Source organism: Pseudoalteromonas gelatinilytica, assembly GCF_001641615.1.
Classification (GTDB): Bacteria; Pseudomonadota; Gammaproteobacteria; order Enterobacterales; family Alteromonadaceae; genus Pseudoalteromonas; species Pseudoalteromonas gelatinilytica.
In genome coordinates this window covers 198,660-218,047 of record NZ_LRRU01000019.1, presented here as the reverse complement: position 1 = coordinate 218,047, position 19,388 = coordinate 198,660, and the positions used below count along the sequence as shown (strand labels likewise).

Annotated in this window: 13 protein-coding genes; 7 read left to right on the top strand and 6 right to left on the bottom strand. The window is 42.9% G+C overall.

The genetic code is table 11. The features are described from left to right. Positions 1–143: 143 nt before the first annotated feature. Entirely contained in the window at positions 144–4,157 is a 4,014-nt protein-coding gene (locus NH153_RS11395) for a rhombosortase-dependent M36 family metallopeptidase (RefSeq protein ID WP_063703889.1), read from the bottom strand. A gap of 127 nt (positions 4,158–4,284) precedes the next feature. Here NH153_RS11395 and NH153_RS11390 point away from each other — a divergent pair, with 127 nt between their 5' ends. After that, positions 4,285–4,779, top strand: a complete 495-nt coding sequence (locus tag NH153_RS11390) for a serine protease external chaperone (RefSeq protein WP_063703886.1) — start codon at positions 4,285–4,287, stop codon at positions 4,777–4,779. A 310-nt stretch (positions 4,780–5,089) separates the two neighbouring features. Here the strand turns inward: NH153_RS11390 and NH153_RS11385 are convergent, their stop codons facing one another. Further along, a complete protein-coding gene (locus tag NH153_RS11385; RefSeq protein ID WP_082874042.1) occupies positions 5,090–5,791 on the bottom strand; it encodes a M15 family metallopeptidase in 702 nt (233 codons plus the stop codon). Between the two features lie 52 nt (positions 5,792–5,843). Then, on the bottom strand, positions 5,844–7,457 hold the full coding sequence (locus NH153_RS11380) for a sensor domain-containing diguanylate cyclase (RefSeq protein WP_240494366.1): 1,614 nt from the start codon (positions 7,455–7,457) through the stop codon (positions 5,844–5,846). A 373-nt stretch (positions 7,458–7,830) separates the two neighbouring features. On the opposite strand from NH153_RS11380, the gene NH153_RS11375 reads away from it, so the two are divergent. Beyond that, a complete protein-coding gene (locus tag NH153_RS11375) occupies positions 7,831–9,018 on the top strand; it encodes an acyltransferase family protein (RefSeq protein WP_063703883.1) in 1,188 nt (395 codons plus the stop codon). Between the two features lie 58 nt (positions 9,019–9,076). Here the strand turns inward: NH153_RS11375 and NH153_RS11370 are convergent, their stop codons facing one another. Then, positions 9,077–11,941, bottom strand: a complete 2,865-nt coding sequence (locus tag NH153_RS11370; RefSeq protein WP_063703880.1) for an FAD-binding and (Fe-S)-binding domain-containing protein — start codon at positions 11,939–11,941, stop codon at positions 9,077–9,079. A 350-nt stretch (positions 11,942–12,291) separates the two neighbouring features. On the opposite strand from NH153_RS11370, the gene NH153_RS11365 reads away from it, so the two are divergent. From NH153_RS11365 to NH153_RS11345, 5 genes are read left to right on the top strand one after another with little or no spacing between them, the layout of a single operon-like run. Continuing rightward, positions 12,292–14,100 (top strand): glycoside hydrolase family 3 protein, encoded by a 1,809-nt coding sequence (locus NH153_RS11365; protein WP_063703878.1) that lies wholly within the window; start codon positions 12,292–12,294, stop codon positions 14,098–14,100. Between the two features lie 48 nt (positions 14,101–14,148). Then, complete coding sequence (locus tag NH153_RS11360) at positions 14,149–14,946, top strand: putative hydro-lyase (protein ID WP_054563164.1); 798 nt, start codon at positions 14,149–14,151, stop codon at positions 14,944–14,946. A 6-nt stretch (positions 14,947–14,952) separates the two neighbouring features. Then, complete coding sequence (locus tag NH153_RS11355; RefSeq protein ID WP_063704479.1) at positions 14,953–15,684, top strand: 5-oxoprolinase subunit PxpA; 732 nt, start codon at positions 14,953–14,955, stop codon at positions 15,682–15,684. Continuing rightward, positions 15,669–16,532: a glutamate cyclase domain-containing protein gene (locus NH153_RS11350; protein ID WP_063703875.1), complete on the top strand. Its 864-nt coding sequence runs from the start codon at positions 15,669–15,671 to the stop codon at positions 16,530–16,532. Before NH153_RS11355 ends, NH153_RS11350 begins: the two co-directional genes overlap by 16 nt. A 2-nt stretch (positions 16,533–16,534) precedes the next feature. Further along, entirely contained in the window at positions 16,535–17,392 is an 858-nt protein-coding gene (locus NH153_RS11345) for an aminotransferase class IV (RefSeq protein WP_063703873.1), read from the top strand. Between the two features lie 54 nt (positions 17,393–17,446). On the opposite strand, the gene NH153_RS11340 is transcribed toward NH153_RS11345, so the two are convergent. Beyond that, positions 17,447–18,430 carry a WD40 repeat domain-containing protein gene (locus NH153_RS11340; protein ID WP_063703870.1) on the bottom strand — a complete coding sequence of 328 codons (984 nt, stop codon included), beginning with the start codon at positions 18,428–18,430 and terminating at the stop codon, positions 17,447–17,449. A 279-nt stretch (positions 18,431–18,709) separates the two neighbouring features. Further along, complete coding sequence (locus tag NH153_RS11335) at positions 18,710–18,970, bottom strand: hypothetical protein (protein ID WP_054553385.1); 261 nt, start codon at positions 18,968–18,970, stop codon at positions 18,710–18,712. Between the last annotated feature and the right edge of the window lie 418 nt (positions 18,971–19,388).

Sequence of the window (19,388 nt, the reverse complement as noted above, 5' to 3'; positions counted from 1 at the left end):
TCGCTAACTTTACTCTCGCTAACTTTACTCTCGCTAACTTTACTCTCGCTAACTTTACTCTCGCTAACTTTCCCTCGCTAACTTAAAAACAAAAAAGCCCTTACAGCGAGCTGTAAGGGCTTTGTTATCACTATTTAAAAGTCTTATTTACGTTTACGGCGGCGGCCGATAAGCGCTAGTGGTGCAAGTAGTAGTGTTAAGAAACCAAAGCTACCGTTGCTAGATTTAGTTACTTTCTTCTCTTCTACTGGCTCAGCTTCGTTAGTTACGGCAACAGTGAACTGCTCTGATACAGAGTCTGTACCATCGCTTACTGTTACTTCAAATACTAACTCGTCATCGCTTGAGATAGCACCTGGCGTGAAGCCTAGAGTTGCAGTGTCAGCACCTGTAAGTGTTGCTGTTGTGCCGCTTAGTTGCGTCCAGGTGTAGCTTAGCGTGTCATCACTGTTACGGTCTGACGCTGTTGCCGTTAAAGTGCCTGAAGCAGATTCAGAAACAGACGCATCACCCGATACAGACACTAATGGAAGTGCGTTATCACATGCTAATGCATCACCTGCAATTACATTTGAGAAGATTGGTGATGTTACATTGCTAACAGTTACGTTATCAATCCACCAGCCGAACTCACGTACTGCACTATCTGATGACATACGGAAACGTAATTTTGCACGGTTACCGTTTAGTTCAGTACCGAAACGAATTGTTTCGTAGTTACCGTAAGCACCGCTGCCATCCACATTGTTACCTGTGAAAGTATCGCGATCTTGTAGTGCTTGCGCGTCGTTTTCGATTAACGGGCCATCGTAACCAACATCAAATGTACCGCCCATTTCAGTAACATCAACCCAGTTACCGCCGTTTACGCTGATCTCTACAACACCACCATCCCATTCGTTTTCGATTAGGTAGAAGTGCCAGAATGAAACTTCAAAGTCACCCGCAAAACCGATATCAAACTCTCTTGACTCAACTGCAACATCAGACTGGAAGTCATTGTTGTTTAGGTACATTGTTTGCTCGCCAAGACCAAAGCCAAAGCTGTTAAAGAAGTTGATATTACCGCCCGTTGCCATGCTTTGTGTGCCAACTGCTAAGTCGTCACCTGTCATTACGTTTTCTTTCCAATCACGTAATGATGCACCTGCTACTTCCATATCGTCAGCAGTTTGTGAGCTCACTGGTGCTTTATCTTCAAAGTCCATGTTCACAAGGTAAGATACTGTATCGCTTGTAGCTTCAACAATTTCATCATCTGCAGACAGCTCTGGGAATGACACTTCAATTTCAAGTGTATCAGCAGTGCCTGCATCATTTAGTGTAAACGTGATAGGCGCGCTTGTTTGCGAAGCATACGGATTTGTATCGTCGAATGTGATTAAACCATCATTTTCGAATGTTACATCGTGACCGCTAACAACTGTTAACTGTGCTTGTGTACCCGTTAGTACTTCACTACCGGTGTTCATGATGCTAACAGTTAATGTACCTGTTTCGCCTTTATCTAGCACGTTATCGTTTGAACAATAACCTAATTCAGCACCGTTGTAGTTTGCATTCATTGCCACATCTTTGAATGTGAAGCTAGCAAGTTTCATTTTGTCTGATTCAACAACGCCTGTTAAATCTTCACTGAAACGCTCTGGCGCTTTAGCACCTAAGCCCATACCACGCTTAGCGAATGCACCTAAGATTAGTTTGTAATCTTCAGGGTCAACTGCGTACGCTGCAGCTAAGATAGCATCACGTGCTTCAGTATATAGCGGAGCAACAGGAGTTAGCTTGTAACCAGCAACTAAGTAGTTAGCCATGCGGTTTTGCGCATCTTCAAAGCCGTGCTCGTTAATAAGTGCTACATAGCTTTCCCAAAGCATAGTTGCCCAAATTTCACCTGCTGCGTGTGGTGAAGCAACACTTGTTGGTGCAATACCTACATCAGCACCTGCATCTTCGGTAATATGACGGAAAGACAGCGGGTTTACTTCCATATTTGTTGAATATGGAACACGACGAATACCATAGTAGAAATCTTCTACGAAAGTACCGCTACCGTATGCTTTTTGGAACTTGTCGTTACCTGCGATGTTGATGTCATCAGCTTTAGCAATAAACATAAGAGAGTGGAAATCACCCCAACCTTCGCCCATCGCACGGCCTTGGAAGTTGATAAGACCTGATGAGTTACCCACTAAACGGTTACTGATATAGTGACCCCATTCGTGAGCAATAATACCGTTATCTAGCGTACCGTCTTTTAACGTTGCTTTATTGAACATGTTCACAGTTACAGTGTCGCCTGCAGCGATACCATCGTAAAGCGCATGACCGTCAGCATAGTTCAGACCCATGTTAGGAATGATCACTGCATCGTCTTCACCGCCCATTGGCGCTGGTTCATCTGTATCTGGGTTGTTGTTTACAACGATAGCACCAATTGCACCTGCTTCTTGAGCGTGTAGAACTTTTGCTGTGAAGTTACAAGAACCACGATCGACTAGCGCAATTTTGCCAGCCAGTTCTGCTGCATTTGTTGCAGGTTCACAACCGTCTGTTACGCTACCAGAATCAACGTTATTACCATCAACTAAACGAACAACTTCGCCTGCGATATCAGCAAATTGCATTTGACCAAAGCCAGATACTTTTGATGATTCAAGAAGACCAATCGTTGCGTCAGATGTAACAACCACACCGTAATCAACGCCAACTTTTGCGTCTTTTGAGTTGTATAGATACATTTGCATGCGAGGGCTTGCACCGTCAGCAGGCGTAGACATGTTTGCGTTGTTTAAACCACTATTATCTTGCGCTTGTGCTTCGATTGGGTCGCCTTCTACACCACCACGACCGTAGTTAGATACCTGCGCAACATTTGATGTTTCATCAAAACCATGGTCATAGAAGAAATCGTGTAAGAAGTTGTTCATATAGAACAAGTTTACGATTGCAGCTTTACGGTTATCGTAGCTGTTTGCTACTTGATCAACTTGGTAAGGATAATCGAATGTGAAATCTGATGTAGTTTCAGCAGTGAAGTCACCTTCTGTGTAACCTTGAGGTGCAATTACATCAGCATAAGCAAATACGTTGTTACCTGATGTTGTTGTTGCATCGTCTGCAAGCCACGGATCCATCGTGCTTAATTTTTTGTAGTAAGACAGGCTTACAAGTGGCGCATCTAGGATTTCAGTTTCATCAACTTGATCTGGGCCATCAGCTGGGATCACATCGCCGTGTGGACCTTCCCACGGGTAACCATCTTCGTCAGCCCATACACGGTAGTTAAAGTCTGCCGCGTGTGCTTTTAAGTCTTTCTTGAAATAAACTTTGCTATTTTGCGCGCCGATAACGTAGCTGAAGTAATCGCTTTCTAAGCTGTTTTTATCAGCAACTTCTACTTCAACATAGTATGCAGATTGCAGCTCGCCCGCTACTTCAAAGAACACTTTCTTAGCACGAGGCTGACCTAATACAACTTTGTCACCGTTTTGGTTAGACACAGTGTATTTAACATAGTCACCTTGTTCTGTTGACTTAGTTAGTGACACGTCGATATCAGCAAGTTCTTTAATTGCACGTTTAATGCTTTGCTCTGCACCTACAAATTCAGCAAGCGGTGCGAACGACTGCGTTGCATTTGAACTTGTGTTAGCAAAATAGCCAGAACCTGCGACTAGGTTATATTCTTTGTCCATGATCAGGTTGTATTCACGGTTGAATACTTCAATGTCATGTACTTTTTGCTTATATTTAGCAGTGATTGAACCAAGCTTTTGCTCAGATAAATCCGTTAATACTGCGTTTGAGACGCCTTTTTTAGCGGTGCTAACACCCGTTAAGGCATTTAAATAAAAATCTGCAGCATAGGCATTGCGTTGCTCAGGAAGCACCATCGCCATATCAGGTTTAGCTTGACCAACTGCATTCCATAAGAACGTAGCTTTACCTAACTGCTCATCGAAAATTGATTTGTGACCCGATACAGTTCTGCGCTCAGCTAATGCACGTTGCTGAGATACTTGAGGGTTGAATTGCACTTGAGAGCTAACGCTTGAGGCATTATAGAAGCGAGTTTGTTCACTAGCTTGCACTTGAGATGATGCCAAGATAGCCGTTACCATAGTAGCAACAGCTGTTACTTTGAATTGAGACATTCCTTACGTTCCCTATTGTTATATTTTTATTTTCGGTTAACAATCATAACCAAGTCCAATGTACCCAATACAGCAATTAAAAAATAGAATTAATTGTAAACAAAAGTAACAGACAAACAGGATTAAAATGAAGCAAATAATTAAAATACAAACACTTACACTAGTATTAGTACTAGTATCAGGCTGTCAAAAAAATGAAATAAGCGAGCAAGATACAGTACAACAGCCAACAACCAGTTCACAAAAAGAACAAATTTCAGTTAAAGATGTTAAAAAAGCAGTCGAAATCAACAAACAAAAATCGACGAATGCTTTTAGTAATAATGGTGAAAAAATTACCTTTGATGCACCTACTTTAACCAAAGGCACAGAAGTCTTTAATCACGCAATGCAAGAGCGCGGCATCGCCACTGGGGCAATTTACTTAACGCTAAAAGAAAACAGCTTACCAGTAGAGCTTAGCAGCCAATATACGCTGAAAAAAATGACCAACAAAAGCTATCGCTACCTTGCTGAAAAAGACACTGATTTATTAAAAGTACAAAACGCTTTTAAACAAAATGCCAACGTCGATGTTGTTGAAATTAAAGTTGATTATTCACCGATAAAAGAGGTGATGTAGATTGGGTAGAGCGCAGCGAAACCCAACGTGAAGGAGCTGTCAGCCGTCAGACGCGCGAAACAAGTTTCACGCCTACTAGTAGCAGCGGGTTTATCCCGCGTCATCATGCGATAGGTTCTAGAAGGAGCTGTCAGCCTTCAGCTATCAGCCGTCAGACGCGTGAAACAAGTTTCACGCCTACATCAAACCGTAGGCGTCATGCTTGCATGGCGTGTCTAACATTCAACGCCATTTAATCAAGCTAACTCAACATTCAAAAACAACACTTTTCGGCTTAAAACTTACAGCTGAAAGCTTAAAGCTGTTTTACCTACTCCACCACAAAATCAAAATAGGTGGTGGGGTATGCTTGCGGTTGGTAGGTAAAATGCCACCATTCCATTGAATAAGGGGCGAAACCGGCCTCTGTCATCAGGGTCTTCAGTTTATATCGATTGGCTTTTTGCTCAGCACTTATGCGCGGGTCGTCGGTGTTCGAAAGAGTGTCGAACATATCAAACGGTGAGCCCATGTCGAGCTCTTTGCCTTTTGCATCAACTAAGGTTAAATCAATCGTTGAGCCACGGCTGTGACCCGACTTGGCGGCGATGTAATCACCAAGCAGCTTGTCTTTGCCTAAGTTTGGATAAAACTCAGCTTTTGTGCGGGTATCTTCTAAATCGTTAACCCAACGCACAAAGTGATCAACGGCGCGCTGCGGGCGATAACAATCAAATATTTTTAAGCTCAGGCCTTGGGTTTGCGCTGCTATTTGCACATTTTGAAGCGCAGTGGCAGCACTGTTGTGCAATAAACATTTAGGTGCGTTGTAACCATCAACAGGTTTGCCAACAAAGTTATGATGACCAAAATAACGGATATCTAACACGGCATTCGATAGTAAAGCACCTACATCAACAAATTCGCTACGTTTATCATCGCTTGGGGTGGCACAAGCAGCGCTTGCACTCATAAGCGCAATACCGAGTAAAGAAGTGGATTTAGTTAAACGAGCCAACAATGTGAATGCCATTTTGATTTTCCATAAATAACTTAATAGCATCCACTATTGCACATTAAATAACTTATTCCAAGATTGAAGGCTCAGAAACGGGTGTAAGGTCTTGGCTATATGTTGCATCGACAACCGAGCGGTTACGACCTGTTTTTTTAGCTTGATATAAAGCTTGGTCAGCAAGCTTAAATACTTCATCAATGCTTAATTGCTCAATTGGCCAGCCCGAAATACCAATTGATACATTAATGCAGCCAACCGGGTCAATGTAGCTTTCTGACACCCGCATACGCAAACGCTCAGCCAGCTGATACGCACGTTTTGCTTCCACTCTTGGCATAATCACAATGAATTCTTCACCACCTGTACGAGCAACCACATCACTATCACGAGTAACATCTAACAAAATTTTAGCTAACGACTGTAGAACCACATCACCAATGTCATGACCGAACTCGTCGTTAACCCGTTTAAAGTGATCGATGTCGATAGCCAATACAGCAAAAGGGCAACGTTGAGCTATCAAATGGCTAATTTGCATATCGAGGCTACGGCGATTATGCAGGCAAGTGAGGGGATCAGTTTGCGCTTCTTGGCGCAATAGCCCTATTTTACTTTGTAATAACCCTACCCCTTTTAACATGGCTTTTCTGAGTTCATTACTTTCAAAGTACCATGAGCGAATTTGTGTCAGCTCAAGTGACGTTGAAGGGCGATCTAAAGTATTTGCAGTTTCGGCTAACTGCCTTAAAGGCTGAGCAATTAAACGTGCTAACACCCAAATCAATATAAATGTGAGTACACCTATTGGGGCGGTTTTTACAAACACTTGCCACATTAAATTATCAAGCGGTGCAAGCGTGCTTTCTAGAGGGCGCTGAGTGACGACTCCCCATGGAGCAACTGTCATAGGAGCGTAGCCTGCAAGCATCTCAACGCCTTTGCTATTGGTAACAAGCTGGGTGCCGGCGTTTCCTTTTAGTACTTCTTCAATTACTTGGTTATCAAACACTTGCTCACCAATACGGCTTTTATCTGGGTGATAGAGTAAGCGATGGTTTTCATCAACCACATACAGATAAGAGCCATCTTGATAATAATGAACTTGCAGCAATTCATTTAAAATACTGGCACGTTTTAAGTACAAAGTGCCGCCAATATAACCAATGAAGTTACTTTGTTTATCGAATAAAGGCTGCGACATAAAAATCAGTAAATTGCCTGCCATCGAAATGTACGGCTCGCTGATCATTGGAGTACGATACGACAAAGCCGCTTTAGTGCCAAAGCTATCTACTTTACGGTTTTGTAGTTTCAATGACTTTGGTGATACCCCTAAAATATCGCCTTGTGCATTAACAATAATGGTCGAATTAAAACTATTGGTTTGTAGCCTTAGTCGGTCAGCCTCAGAATTAATTAAGCCTTGATTATTAAAATCGTCTTCAAGTATTTTTCCAACATAAGCAAGCTGTTGCTGAGCAGTTAGTAAAAAGTTATCGGTCGCCGACACCAACTTAGCGGCGTATGCTTTATGGTTATTTAGGGTTTTATCTATTAGTTGTTGCTTCTGAACTTGATAGCTCGAGTAATAACTATTTAGAAAGGTAATAAGCGTTGTAGAAAACGCTAACACTAAAATTAAGCGGCGTAGGTTTAAACCATGGCTAAGACTATTAAGCACGATATTTCTCACATACAGGCCCAAAGTCCATATCGGGTACATCTAATACCTTTATACTAGCAAGATGTTCTGTGTACCTCTATAGAACTTTTGTCATAATTTGATTTAGCGCAAACAAATGAGTGCAATTACTCTAATTAATTAAAGTAACTCGGTTTAATAACTTCAGCTACCAAGCGCTCGTTGAATATGAACGGCATCAAAGCCACCTACCAACAACCTTCGCGGTTTAACATATTGAATTTAATGAACTATAAACTTAAGACAGTTAAAAGAACGGCTAATACGTACGATTTATATTGTTCAAAAAGCAGCTTGCTTTGATGTAATAATTTATTACACTATAAAAACAAAATAACAATAAAGTTTTCCTATGCGTCACCACTGTGCTGAAATCATCAATAAACTCCCTTCACATCGCCTCATGGCGTTAGATGTAATGCGGGGCTTGACTATTACCGCCATGATATTAGTGAATAACCCGGGTAGCTGGGGAGCGATGTATTGGCCTTTGAAACATGCACAGTGGCATGGTTGGACACCAACCGACTTAATTTTTCCGTTTTTTATTTTTATTGTCGGCATGTCTATCACGCTTTCAGTAAATAGCTTGCGTGCTAAAGGGGTCAGTGATCAACACATACTAAAAGCAGGGGTTATTCGTACCATTAAACTCATTGCCCTCGGTTGGTTTTTAGCCTTGTTTTATTACAACTTTCGAGACCCTTCTTTTAGCTGGGTTGATGACAAATTATTGCAGCTGCGTGTGTTGGGCGTGCTGCAACGTATCGGTTTGGTCTATTTAGTTGCTCTGTGTTGTTATCTCTATTTATCGCCTAAGAAAATAGCCATTACTTGCATCGCTCTTTTATTTTTTTATGGTGCCGCCATGCTTTATATCCCGTATACCTTGCCAAACGGCAAGGTAGTCAGTGGCTTCTGGCTACATGGCAATAATTTAAGTGCCTTCATAGATAATGCCGTACTTGGTAGTCATCACCTGTATTATGCCAATGCTAAGCCGCTGCCATTTGACCCTGAAGGGCTGTTCTCAACACTGCCTGCCATTGCAAGTGCGCTTAGCGGCATGTTGGCTGCGGTTTATTTAACTAAGCAACCCGACCTTAAAAAGCAAGCCCGTACACTTATCTTAGTGGGCGCATTAGCCGTTATTGCTAGCTATGCGATTGCACCAATAACACCTATCAATAAAGCGTTATGGACGCCGAGCTATGTGTTACTCAGCTCAGGGCTTGCAGCGATCTTCTATGCACTGTGCAGTGCTATTTTAGATATTTATAAGCTGCGTAGTTGGGGCGCTCCATTTATTGTATTTGGTGCAAATGCGATATTATTTTTTATGTTTGCAGGCGTGTTTGCACGGCTATTAATTATGATACCGCTCGGCGATAGCAGTTTAAAAGGCAGTATTTATGGCTTAATACAATTAGTGATCAGCAATGATCACCTCGCTTCTTTTAGCTTTTCACTGCTGTTTTTAGTGGTGTCTTATGGTGTCATGTACAGCTGCTACCGCAAAGGCATTTTTTGGAAAGTGTAGGCTTTAAAATTGATGAGCCAGTCAATCACTGGCTCATCAAATTAGCAATTACGCCCTGTTATATTGCATGGCTTTGTTTATCGAGCAGATACAAAATAGACTGATAACTAATGCCACTGTGTTCAGTTAAACCAATTTCGCAACTACGGCTATTAGACACACCCCGACTACAGTTTTTTGGCACTTGTTGTTTAAGAGTTTTTAACGCGTTGCCATTGAGCTCTGGTAAGTTAAAGCCCTTATCACCGGCAAAACCACAGCACTCAATATCAGCTGGAATATTCACCTCATTACTACATGCCTTGGCAAGTGAGACTAGGCTTTGCTCTTTACCTAATCGCTTAGAACTACAAGTAACATGGAGCATCACCGGCTCATTTACGGGCGTGACTTGCAAATTAGGCAGTAAATGCTGGGCAGCAAAATCAGCACTTTCATAAATTGTGAGTGCCGTATTTTGCGCGGCATTAAGAGTAGTAAGTGCACAAGGGCTGGCATCAAAAACAATGGGGTATTGGCCATTATTTGAAAGTGCCTCGAGCTCAGTAAGTAACTGCTCACTTTTGTTTTTAGACTCTTTATTAAAGCCTTTGCTAGCAAATGGCATACCGCAACAAAGTGAATCTGCTTGTTTCGGAAGTAGCACTTCATAGCCTGCTTTGGCAGCGAGTGAATAAATAACATCTAGTAGTGGGCGTTTATCATCGGCAAGTTTATCAGCCGCAAAAATCCGGCTTGCGCAGCTTGGCATATACACCAACTTTTTCGCTTGTTGGGGTTGTTGAAGCTTTCTATTAATTGGTTGCTCAGCTCTTGGCCATGCCGAGTAATACAGCGGTGTACCAAGTAACTTATTAGCAGGTTTACTCAGGCTTCTTAGGTTACTGCTGCCGATTGCTTTTTCGAGCACCTGCATCACGGTTAAACCAAATCGTGCACCCGTTGCAACAACCGCAAAATGCTTGCTGGCAAAGCGTGATAATGACCGTGCAACTTTGCTTGATAAGGCTTGCTCTGCTCTGAGCGATTTTATAAATTCGCCCGTGTTTATTCCCACCGGGCATTTAAGACCGCAAAGACCCGTTGCCGCGCACGTATCAATACCTAGGTATTTAAAGTCGGCCTCGATAACACTGAGCTTTTGATTTAACTTCTGTTTGCTTGCTACATCTTCGGTTGTTAGTAATTGATTGTGTAGCTCTGTGCGGTGTCGCCATAAAGTAATACGCTGCCTCGGTGTTAAGCTAAGTCCTTTTGATGGGCAAACAACTTCGCAAAAGCCACATTCAATACAGGTATCGATAATATCATCACTTTTTGGCATGACTTTTAAATGCTGAGTGTGGGCATTTTTGTCGTGATTAATAATAACCCCAGGGTTAAGAATATTTTGTTTATCAAATAGTGCTTTAAGCGCAACCATCACCGCGAAGCCGTCGTCTCCCCATTCGGTGGCAACAAACGGCGCCATGTTACGCCCTGTACCATGCTCAGCTTTTAATGACCCTTTTAGTTCAACCGCCACTAAGTTCGCCACATCAGCCATAAATTGCTCGTATCGGCTTACTTGTTCAGGTGTATCAAAAGCTTGGGTGAATACAAAATGCAGATTTCCGGCAAGCGCATGCCCAAAAATAATGGCTTCATCATAACCATATTTAATAAATAATTGATGCAGCGCATTAACGCCCTCAGCTAATTTATCAAGAGCAAAGGCAACATCTTCAATAATTACAGTGGTGCCAGTTTCGCGCACTGCGCCAACCGCAGGAAACGTGCCTTTACGGATATTCCAAAGTGCCGCATTACGGGCGCTGTCTGCTGAAAACTCAATCGCTGCCAGTTGACTTTGCTTAAACTCAGCAAGAAGTTGCTCGGTGACCTTTGTGAGCGCATCAAGAGCCTGTGCATTTTCAGCTCTTAACTCAATTAGCAGTGCCGCTGATTGCTCAGGGTAGCTGGCCACTTCTTTTGGCATTATGGCATGCTCAGACACCGACATCAGAGCACGTTTATCTAGCAGCTCAACGGCCGCAACATCAAGTTCACTCAGCCTTTGTACCAGCTCACACACCTTGCTGATATCGTCAAAAATAAAGAAACCTGTGTGTTTGTACTTATGTTCAACCACAGTGTGGTAGGTGATATCGGCGATAAAAGCTAACGTACCTTCAGAGCCAATAATGAGGTGCTTAATGATTTCGATTGGATCAGAAAAATCCAGCAGTGCATTTAAACCATAGCCAGTGGTATTTTTTAAACGGTATTTATGGGCGATGCGCTCACTCAAATCGGGGTTTTGCTTTACGCTATCAACCAGGTTCATTAGCTCATCAATCCAAGGGCTATGGCTTTGCAAAAAGGCATTACAGCTTTGGCTATCAGCCGTATTCAGCACAGTGCCATCGGCAAAAATGAGGGTCATATCTTTTACTGTGTGGTAGCTGTTTTGCGCCACTCCACAACACATGCCTGATGAATTATTTGCCGCCATCCCCGCTATTTTGCAGCTATTAATTGAAGCGGGATCTGGGCCAATCTTTTTACCAAACGGGGCTAATACTTGATTTACTCGAGCACCAATGATCGCCGGTTGTAAGCGTATTGCCTCGGCGTCATCAAGGATTTCAAACTTGCTCCAACTATCGCAAAGTAAAACCAATACCGAATCGGTAATTGCTTGCCCAGATAAACTCGTTCCGGCGGCGCGAAATGTGATGGGTACCTGTTGCTCGTTGGCAGCAATGATCACCTGCCTTGCTTGATTTTGATTGCTCACTAATACAATTAACTCAGGGATTAATCGATAAAAGCTGGCGTCTGTTCCGTACGCATAACGGCGCGAGTAATCTTCTATTAATGCTGACTCTGGTAAAAAAGGTTTAATTTGCTGTTTAAATGCGTGTAATCGAGTTAAAGCCATCTCGCCCCCAGGCTTGTCATATTTACGCTGATGATTATGGAATATATTATTACTTTAAATTGTACTAAAAAGCGACCCATTAAATTGATAAATTATCAACTTGCCACGCTTTTTATCAGCATAAAGGTTTGGTTATTTAAGCCTATTAGCCCTATTTGGTGATCTAACTTAGCTTTTTGCAGTCGGACTCAAAAACCGTTAGGGTAGCAAAAAAATACTGTATTTATATTTAAAAACCCATTAACATCAAGAATAATTTATTCTAAAAACTAAATAAGCGTTTTGCTTTGGAGCTTGCTGTGTTAAATAAGTTTGCACTATCGTCACTGGTTATCGGATTAGGATGTTTCATGCCATTACAATCATCATTTGCTGAGTCTGCATTAACTTTAAAACAACAGTTAGGGCAAAAGCTCATGCTTGACCTACGTTATTACTGTGAGCAAGACCCGGGTGAGCAAAAATGCCGTACACCGGTGACAGAGCTGCCGGCTGATTTAGCAAATATCATCACTAAACATAACATTGGTGGGGTGATTTTATTTGCAGAAAATATCGATACCGTGCCGCAAGTGATCAAACTTAATAATGACTTACAAAAAGCCGCTGCTAAGTCAGAGTTAGGCTTACCGCTGTTTATTTCGATAGACCAAGAAGGTGGCCGAGTTGCCCGTATTCCTCGTGATGTAGGTACGTCGTTTACCGGTAACATGTCGATTGGTGCGACCTATAAAGAACATGGTACCCACTTCGCGACTGAGTCTGCCCGCATTATTGCCGACGAGCTATTGGCACTGGGGGTTAATGTTAACTATGCACCCACGGTTGATGTAAACATGAACCCAGATAACCCAGTTATTAACGTGCGCTCTTACGGTGAAGATCCGCAATTGGTTGCAAAACTAGGTGGTGCCCAAGTGGCAGGGTTTGAAAACAACGGCGTTATTTCATCGTTAAAGCACTTTCCGGGGCATGGCGATACTAATGTAGATAGCCACACAGGCCTGCCAAAAGTAATGCATGATAAAGAAACTATTTGGCAGCAAGATCTCCCCCCTTTTAAAGAAATTATTAAAAACCAACAACCGGGTATGATCATGACTGCGCATATCCAATACCCAGCCCTCGACGACAGCACGTTTGTCAGTAAAGAAGGCAAAACCATGATCAAACCTGCTACGATGTCGCGCAAAATCATCACTGATTTATTACGTGATGAACTTGGTTATCAAGGTGTGGTGATCACAGATGCCCTCGATATGGCGGGGATCAGCCACTTTTTTGAACCAATTGAAGCGGTAGTAAATACCTTTGCAGCGGGTGTTGATATTGCCCTGATGCCAATCGAAATCAGAAGTCCTAAAGACTTAGCTGTACTTGAAGCCCTAATTGAACGATTAGAGCAAGAAGTACAACGCGGCACGTTAAATGCCAACGAAATGAGTGTTTCTGCAACACGCATTTTAAAACTTAAAGAAAAGTTTAAACTCAGCTCTTCACTTGATGACGAAGCAGCCATCAAAAAAGCGCAGCTGTTACTGGGTGATCAAAGCCATAGAAAAGTAGAAGCCGAATTAGCATTGGCAGCTATCACCGAAGTGAAAAACGAGAAAAACACCCTACCGCTTAGCATTAAATCGGGCAGCAAAGTGCATATTATTATGCCAGACACCCGCAAATGCTATGCTCTGCAGCAGGCGTTAATTGATAACACCGATAAGCTAATCAGCTTTAGCTGTACGAGTTTGCAAGGTTATGAGCCGCTTGCAACATTAAAAGAAATTAACGAAGCCGACATAATTATTGCCGCTAATGCGTCTCCAAAACAAAGTGCTGTTGAAGTTGGCGGGATGGATGATTTAGCTGATAACCCTGAGTTTGCAATTGCTAAAGCCGACCAATCTGCGGCATTAGAATCATTGCTAAAACAAGCAAAATTAGCCCATAAAAAGACCGTTTTTGTAAGCTTACGTGCCCCTTACGATATTGCCCAATTCGGAAAATTTGGCGATGCTGTACTTGCCACCTATGCTTACAATATAGATGTAGATACAGATGAAAAGATTGCTGGCCCTGCATTTACAGCGCTAGCAAACGTTTTACTAGGGAAAGCCCCTGCTAAAGGGCAGCTGCCCGTTACTATTAATGACCTGAACTGAGTGTTATTGTAGCAACAATGGGCAAGTGTTAATTTCAAGGAGAGTCACATGCAAAAAAATGCATCTTTAACCACCCCAGCGGCTATTCGTAAAATGGTACGCGAGGGTGACTACACTGGCAATACATCGGGCTTTGCACCGGGCTTTGTGCAAGCTAATTTAGTGATTTTACCTAAACAATACGCGTTTGATTTTTTGCAGTTTAGCCAAGCAAACCCGAAAGCTTGCCCAATCATTGCAACTAGCCGCATACCGGGCGTTACCGATATGCCAACGGTTGGTGAAGACATTGATATTCGTAGCGACTTACCTCGTTACCGCATCTTTAAACATGGCCAAATGGTTGAAGAAGTGACCGATATTTCGAGTCACTGGCGCGACGATTTAGTCACCTTTTTAATTGGTTGCTCGTTCTCATTTGAAGAAGCGCTGATTGCCGCGGGTCTTGAGATCAGAAATATCAGCGAGCAAAAAAATGTGCCTATGTATGTGACCAATATGGCTTGTCAGAGTGCGGGGATTTTCCACGCCAATATGGTTGTGAGTATGCGCCCAATGAAACCTGCCGATGCCATTCGTGCCATCCAAATTTGCAGCCGTTTTCCAAGTGTACATGGTGCACCAGTGCATTTTGGCGACCCTGCAGCAATTGGCATTAAAGATATCAACAAACCTGAGTTTGGTGATGCGGTAACCATTAAAGAAGGCGAAGTGCCCGTATTTTGGGCCTGTGGTGTTACTCCACAAGTTGCGATTGCTAACGCGGCTCCTGATTTTTGTATCACGCATAGCCCAGGGCACATGCTGATCACCGATATTCCAAATAGTAAAATGGCAGCGTTATAAATGACGATGAAACTAAACTGCGACCTTGGCGAAAGCTTCGGTATGTGGAAAATGGGCTTAGACGAGCAAGTTATGCCACATATTGATATGGCAAATATTGCTTGTGGCTTTCATGCTGGCGATGCCGATGTGATGGCAAACACCCTAGCCCTCGCCAAGCAGCACAAAGTAATGATTGGCGCACATCCAAGTTACCCAGATAAGCAAGGCTTTGGTCGCCGCTCAATGGCTATGAGCGAAAAAGAGCTGACCAATTGCCTGCATTATCAAATTGCTGCAATTGATGGTATGGCTGCAATACATGGTTTAACGCTCGAATACGTTAAGCCACATGGTGCATTGTATAACGATATGATGAGTGACGAGCAAACGCTGAATATCGTTATGCGTGCAGTGGCAAGTTATGCAAAGCCATTAAAATTAATGATTTTAGCGACCAACCAAGCTGCAAAACACAAAGTACAAGCAAACGATCTTCAACTAGAACTCATTTTAGAAGCATTTGCCGACCGTCAATACACAGACGAAGGTAAGCTTGTTGCACGTTCTTTAGCGGGCAGCGTACACGACAAAGCGGCACTAATGGCGCAAGTTAAACAGTTAGTTGCACATGGCACAGTCACTACACGAAGTGGTGAGCAGCTGGCACTTAATGCCGATAGCCTGTGTGTACATGGCGATAATGAAGCGGGTATTGCGCTCATTCAAGAGATCAAAGCACTATGTCAGCAAGCCTAAGCGACGCTGCGCTCAGCCAACAAATTGAAACCATGATGGTTGAACAAAACCCGCGTGGAATGCAGCATTTATACGCAAAACAACTTACGGGTACATATTTACGCGCAGCAAAACACCTTCATCAAGCACAAGGTACTGTGTTGATAGGTACGGGCTTTGCGGTTAACAATACTTTCGAAACCGACGGCCCAGTTGGTGCAATTGCACTTTACAAGGTACTCGAAAGACTTGATAAACAGCCCATTTTGGTTACTGGCAACCCCCTTTACAGTGCCTTGAAAAATGACTTTAACTGTTTTGAGCTGCCAATTAATAGCATTGATAATGCGCACTCTTTTAGCATTAAAGCCCTTGAGCAGCTAAAACCTGATTGTGTTTTATCAATAGAACGCCCGGGGCTTAACGAGCATCAGCGTTATTATAATATGCGCGGTATTGATATTTCGGAGCATTGCGGCTGCTTTGATTTTTTTGTAACAGAAGCACCTTGCCCCACCATAGCGATTGGTGATGGCGGTAACGAAATAGGCATGGGTAACCTTGCACAGCATATGCAAGCGCTAAACATCACTCCTTGTTTAACTCCTTGCGATGAGCTGTTACTCGCCGATGTATCTAACTGGGCAGCATACGGACTTATTGCCTTTTTAAGTCGCTGGCATAACAGCGATTTGCTGGCTGATATTGAGCCACTCAACATTTTGCATTACCTAAGTGAGCGCGGTAGTGTCGATGGCGTCACCCATAAAAATGAGCTCACCGAAGACGGCCTGCATGCAATACATGGTCAACAATTAATAACTCGGCTTCGCCAACTTGGCGGCTTTACGACAGAGAATGAGGTTTAACAATGGGCACGGTATACCTAAACGGTGAATACCTTGGCGCTGATGAAGCAAAGATTTCACCAATGGATCGCGGCTTCTTATTTGGCGATGGCATCTACGAAGTGATCCCATCATACCAAGGCAAAATGCTTGGCTTTGGCGCACATATTGAACGTATGAATAACGGTTTAAACGAGCTTGAAATTAAGCTCGATTACAGTGCCGATACGTGGCGTAAAATCTGTAATGATTTATGCGAAAAAAACCAAGGTGATAACCTAGGGATATATTTACACGTGAGCCGCGGCGCTGATACTAAACGTGCCCACGGTTACCCAACTAATATTACCCCGACCGTATTTGCGTTTGCGTTTGAAATTCCAGCAGAGCCAAAAAGCGACATAGATAGCGCAACAACTTACACCGTATCGCTTGAACAAGACCGTCGCTGGCAACGTTGCCATATTAAATCAACGGCACTGCTTGGCAACGTTATCCATTACCAGCACGGTGCAGCAGCGGGTAACAAAGAAACCATTTTATTTAACCGCTTAGGAGAAATTACCGAAGCCAGTTCAAGTAATGTGTTTATTGTAAAAGAGGGTGTGATCAGCACGCCTCCACTTGATAACCAAATTTTACCGGGGATCACCCGCTGGTTAATCCTCAATATTCTTCACAGTTACAGTGACTTTAACGTGCAAGAACGCATTATTAGTAAAGAAGAATTACTTGATGCCGACGAAGTATGGATCACCAGCGCCACTAAAGAAGTTGGGCCAGTTGTAAAAGTAAATGGCAAGTTAGTTGGCGATGGCAAACCTGGTGCAGTATGGCAACAAGTACAAAGCTTGTTTACCAAGCATAAGTTTGATTACTAATTTAATTGCAGTTTAAAACAAACGCCTACTTAAAGTAGGCGTTTTTTTTCGCTGTTATTTAGTGCTTATTTTATCAAATGGCCAAGCCTGTAATAGGCCATCACTGGTTTCTGAATATAGCTGCTTACCGTCGTACGCCACACTCAGAACCGACGTTCGCTGCCGCTGTTGTTTAGCTTCGTATTCTGCGATTAGTTCACCATCTGCAACGCGATATAAACGCATCTTCATTTTTGGTGAGCCCGTTAATAGCCATTTATCTTGATTAATAAATTGCGATGCAGTGAATTCAATAAAGTTAGAGTATGAGGCCACTTCTGATAGCTCTTTTTGATTGGCTAAATCAAAGAATACACGATCATCAACCGAATCAATTGCAAAGCCCAAGCTTGCTGTTTTATTTAAAGTAACGTGATTCACTCTGGTCGCTAAACGCTCTTCAAAACGAGTGCTGCCATCGCTCGTTGACCAAAGCTTTACGTACTTGTCGCTTGAACCAGTAAACGCCCACTGACCATCAGCCGATAACGCCACGCTATTAATATCTAAACGATGAATATCAAAACGCTTAGTATCGCCTGTGCGGGTATTTATTACCTCAGCCTTGCCGCTACGATAAGCAATAACCAACGTATCGCCTACGGCTGAAATAGCGATGTCTCTAGCGATTTCTTGCCCGGTAAGCCAAGTACCAATACTACGCCCAGTGCGAGTATCGTATAAAGTCACCGATAATCGATTTGAAATGAAAAAACGAGATTTGTTAGCGCTAAAGCCTGCAAGCTCAACATGTTCAGCGCCCTGCCCTGTTATACAATCGTATAGACGCGCTTTTAACTGATTATCCCAAACGCACACCTCAGATTGGGTTGCCACTAACGCGTGACTCGCATCTTCGGTTAGCGCCGTAGCACTTAGTAGCTCATTGCCATGGGCAAATTCACTACTAGCAGGGGCAGTAAACACCTCACCTCCACCACAGCCCACAAGGCTTAGTGCAAATACACAGCACAGAGGTTTAAACAGTTTCGACGTCATGATCATTCTCAATTTTTATAATTATTTTTGTATTGGAGCAGTGTAATGAAAATAAGCGGAAGTTGGTAGAGAATCTAGCTGTCAGCTTTCAGCCGTCGGCCATCAGGTTGAGATGCGAGGTGCGAGATGCGAGGAGAGAAGTAGGAGGTGCTTTAGCGCCGAATTTGCAAAAGGTGCGTACGAGTTAAAAAACTAGACGTGAAATTTATTTCGCGTGAAGCGCTGGCAGTTGCGCTATGCAGCGGCGCGCCATGCGAGCATGGCGCCTACTCAAAACGATTATTGGTCTGTTCTGCTCACGATTTCGTAGCCTTCAGCTTCATAATCATTGATGCATTTTTGAAATTTATTTTGAAGTTTTATTTCATCAAAAAAGCCTAGTGAGTATGCATCACACTTTACTTTCATATGTTCACTGTTTTCCAAAACCGCATTTAGTTTGAGCTCAGCAAAACCAAATTTATAGGCTAATTCTGTGAACTGTGAATACAGAACCAAAAGCAGTACAGCAAGAAGGGTAAGCGTTAGCGTATTTTTCATTTTTATTTCCTTTAAAAGTGTTGGTAAAAAGACTGGAGCAATTATCGAACCAACAATATAACCTCATATAAATCAATACAATAAAGTATTCACGCAAAAGCATAGTTGATATTTCCACCAATAAATAGTGAAAAAGACAACTATTTCCTAAAATAAATACAACTTTGGAGTGATGAGTGTTTTTTAGGTGCGAGGGACGAGATGCGAAGTATGAGATTCGAGGTGCGAGGAGGGAGGTGCGAAGTACGAGAAACGAGATGCGAGATGCGAGGAGCAAGGAACGAAGTGCGAGGAAGGAGGTGCTTTAGCACCGAAAAACAGCTGCCTCATCACAGCTTAAGATTACCCCACAATTTTTGTAGGCGTGAAATTTATTTCGCGCGAAGAGCCGGTAGTTATGCGATGTTACTGGCGTGCC

Bases quoted from the DNA above. Each gene is read 5' to 3' on its own strand.
- NH153_RS11395 (WP_063703889.1), bottom strand. From the start codon at position 4,157: ATGTCTCAATTCAAAGTAACAGCTGTTGCTACTATGGTAACGGCTATC.
- NH153_RS11390 (WP_063703886.1), top strand. From the start codon at position 4,285: ATGAAGCAAATAATTAAAATACAAACACTTACACTAGTATTAGTACTA.
- NH153_RS11385 (WP_082874042.1), bottom strand. From the start codon at position 5,791: ATGGCATTCACATTGTTGGCTCGTTTAACTAAATCCACTTCTTTACTC.
- NH153_RS11375 (WP_063703883.1), top strand. From the start codon at position 7,831: ATGCGTCACCACTGTGCTGAAATCATCAATAAACTCCCTTCACATCGC.
- NH153_RS11370 (WP_063703880.1), bottom strand. From the start codon at position 11,941: ATGGCTTTAACTCGATTACACGCATTTAAACAGCAAATTAAACCTTTT.
- NH153_RS11365 (WP_063703878.1), top strand. From the start codon at position 12,292: ATGCCATTACAATCATCATTTGCTGAGTCTGCATTAACTTTAAAACAA.
- NH153_RS11360 (WP_054563164.1), top strand. From the start codon at position 14,149: ATGCAAAAAAATGCATCTTTAACCACCCCAGCGGCTATTCGTAAAATG.
- NH153_RS11355 (WP_063704479.1), top strand. From the start codon at position 14,953: ATGAAACTAAACTGCGACCTTGGCGAAAGCTTCGGTATGTGGAAAATG.
- NH153_RS11350 (WP_063703875.1), top strand. From the start codon at position 15,669: ATGTCAGCAAGCCTAAGCGACGCTGCGCTCAGCCAACAAATTGAAACC.
- NH153_RS11345 (WP_063703873.1), top strand. From the start codon at position 16,535: ATGGGCACGGTATACCTAAACGGTGAATACCTTGGCGCTGATGAAGCA.
- NH153_RS11340 (WP_063703870.1), bottom strand. From the start codon at position 18,430: ATGACGTCGAAACTGTTTAAACCTCTGTGCTGTGTATTTGCACTAAGC.
- NH153_RS11335 (WP_054553385.1), bottom strand. From the start codon at position 18,970: ATGAAAAATACGCTAACGCTTACCCTTCTTGCTGTACTGCTTTTGGTT.